The sequence below is a fragment of the Bradyrhizobium sp. genome (assembly GCF_019244115.1).
GTDB lineage: Bacteria > Pseudomonadota > Alphaproteobacteria > Rhizobiales > Xanthobacteraceae > Bradyrhizobium.
This window is the reverse complement of record NZ_JAFATE010000247.1, coordinates 1-2,194: the sequence shown is the minus strand read 5'-3', so window position 1 is coordinate 2,194 and position 2,194 is coordinate 1. Positions and strand designations below refer to the sequence as shown.

Annotated in this window: 4 protein-coding genes and 1 pseudogene; 3 read left to right on the top strand and 2 right to left on the bottom strand. The window is 61.3% G+C overall.

Annotation, left to right across the window (positions count from 1 at the left end; translation table 11 throughout):
- Positions 1-408: pseudogene (locus JOZ76_RS11115) on the bottom strand (hypothetical protein); the annotation flags it as partial.
- A gap of 124 nt (positions 409-532) precedes the next feature.
- Here JOZ76_RS11115 and JOZ76_RS11110 point away from each other — a divergent pair.
- Genes JOZ76_RS11110 through JOZ76_RS11100 form a run of 3 tightly spaced genes read left to right on the top strand, consistent with a single transcriptional unit; the run spans position 533 to position 1,880 of the window.
- Positions 533-847 carry an ArsR/SmtB family transcription factor gene (locus JOZ76_RS11110; protein WP_291698682.1) on the top strand — a complete coding sequence of 105 codons (315 nt, stop codon included), beginning with the start codon at positions 533-535 and terminating at the stop codon, positions 845-847.
- Complete coding sequence (locus JOZ76_RS11105) at positions 840-1,307, top strand: SRPBCC family protein (RefSeq protein ID WP_291698681.1); 468 nt, start codon at positions 840-842, stop codon at positions 1,305-1,307. Before JOZ76_RS11110 ends, JOZ76_RS11105 begins: the two co-directional genes overlap by 8 nt.
- A gap of 60 nt (positions 1,308-1,367) precedes the next feature.
- Positions 1,368-1,880 (top strand): SRPBCC family protein, encoded by a 513-nt coding sequence (locus JOZ76_RS11100; RefSeq protein WP_291698680.1) that lies wholly within the window; start codon positions 1,368-1,370, stop codon positions 1,878-1,880.
- Positions 1,881-2,007: 127 nt separating this feature from the next.
- Here the strand turns inward: JOZ76_RS11100 and JOZ76_RS11095 are convergent.
- Positions 2,008-2,194, bottom strand: a 187-nt coding sequence (locus JOZ76_RS11095) for a GatB/YqeY domain-containing protein (RefSeq protein WP_291698679.1), incomplete at its 5' end; no start/stop codon positions are given.

Sequence of the window (2,194 nt, the reverse complement as noted above, 5' to 3'; positions counted from 1 at the left end):
ATCGCCTTTCGGCAGGGACTTGCCGTCGCAAACGCGCACCATCTGCGCGCCGCCGGACTCGTATTTCCCTTCCTGCCCGGGAATATGATGCAGATATTTCGGGTGTGCCGGATCGGTCACGTCGACGATTGAGGTGCCGTTCGGCTCGGCCTTGCCGGTCAGCGTATTGACCGGATCGGGCACATCGTCGGTGCCGCCATGATGGCCGATATAGGCGATCCAGCGGTCGCCCTGATGATGAATGGTCGGCTGATAAGCGCTGCGGGCCTGCAGGTCGTTATAGCCGACGAGCTTCATGTTCGACGCTTCAGGCGGCGCGCCGATCTGTTGTTGCTGCGCCTGCGCAACGCCCGCGCAGGCGAGAAGACACAATGAAACACCGCACGCGAAGGTGACGCGACCAGACATCTTGTTCCACCCCGAGTTGTTCTCAGCCAGTCTCCGCTGACTTCCCGTGCATCCTATCATGCGCACACGCAGTCGTGAAAACACGCCCTTGACATGCAACCATTTGGTTGCCTATTTTGGACCGATGGATGAAGTCTTCAAAGCGCTGGCGGACGCGTCGCGGCGGTCACTGCTGGACAGGCTTCACGCCAGAAACGGACAGACGCTGAACGAGCTCTGCGACGGTCTCGACATGACGCGTCAGGCCGTGACGAAGCACTTATGCGTTCTGGAAGAGGCTAACCTGGTCACGACGTTCAGGGATGGCCGCGAAAAGCTGCACTATCTCAACCCGGTCCCGATCCACGAGATCGGCGAGCGGTGGATCAGGAAATTCGAGCGCGGCAAACTCGCCGCGCTCAGCGAGTTGAAACGTCAACTGGAGAAGCGCGATGAGTAAACCGGTCTTCGTCTACACCACCTATATCGAAACAACGGCAGACAAGCTGTGGCAGGCTCTGACCGACGGCGACTTCACGGAGCGCTATTGGTTCGGCCATCGCGTTGCCTCCGACTGGCAGGTCGGTTCGAGCTACCGTTTCGCGAAAGAGGGCCAGCCGAGCGTCGAGGGCAAGGTGCTCGTTTCCGATCCGCCGCGGCAGCTCGCCTATAGCTGGGATTCCTCCTGCTCGGACGAGGCGCCGCGCGAGCGCACCTCGCGCGTCACTTTCGATCTCGTGCCGCACGGCAAGGTGATCAAGCTTGTCGTGACGCATGACGAGCTCGACGAGGCTGGCCGCACGTTGCGCAACGTCTCCGCCGGTTGGCCGATGGTGCTGGCGAGCCTGAAGAGCATTTTGGAAACCGGACACGCGCTCGACATCGAACCGGCGGCGGCGAAGGAGCTGGCCCATGCCTAGCGATCCGGCATCGCGGGATTTCCAATAGACATGACGATCTATCGGAGGGTTTCTGCTGACATGAGCATCGAAAAATTCAAGCCGGCCACCGTCTACACGATCTACATTGCCTCCACGCCCGAAAAGGTCTGGCAGGCGCTGACCTCGGCGGAGTTCAGCCAAAAATACTTTTTCGGCAATTCTGTCGAGGTCGAGCTCCGGGTCGGCGGCGCCTTCATCGTGCGCACGCCCGATGGCGCCCGGCACATCTCGGGTGAAGTGTTCGAATGCGATCCGCCAAACAAGCTCACGGTCACATTCAACGTCAACTGGCCGGAGCTGATCGAAAAGCTCGGCCCGACGCTCGTCACCTACGAGATCGAACCGGCCGGTGATGCGGTGAAGCTGACGATGACGGAATCACATGACCGGCCGCTGTCCGACGACATCCTCTCCGGCGGCCGCCAAGGCTGGCCGGCAATCCTCTCCAGCCTGAAGAGCGTGCTGGAGACGGGCCAGCCGATGGTTATCAAGATGGCCCCGCCGCAGCGCATGCTCGCGGCGCTGCGCGAGCTCGGAATCAAGACGCCATAGATGCTTATTATGCGAGCGAGGCGAGAGTGACGCGAAGCGTCCCTAGGGGCCGAGCGCCGATCCGAGACCTATAACCGCAGGCGCTCGTGGTGCAAAGAAAGATGAAACGACGAGCTGGCCCAACCTCTTAAGACGACAGCGCCGCTTTCACCAGGCCGCTCGCCTTAGCGAAATCCATCTGGCCGGTGTACTTCGCCTTCAAGGCCGAAATCACCTTGCCCATGTCCTTGATCCCGGCCGCGCCGGTCTCGGCGACGGCGGCTGTGATCGCGGCCCTGACCTCGTCCTCCGACATCTGCTTCGGCAGATAGGCC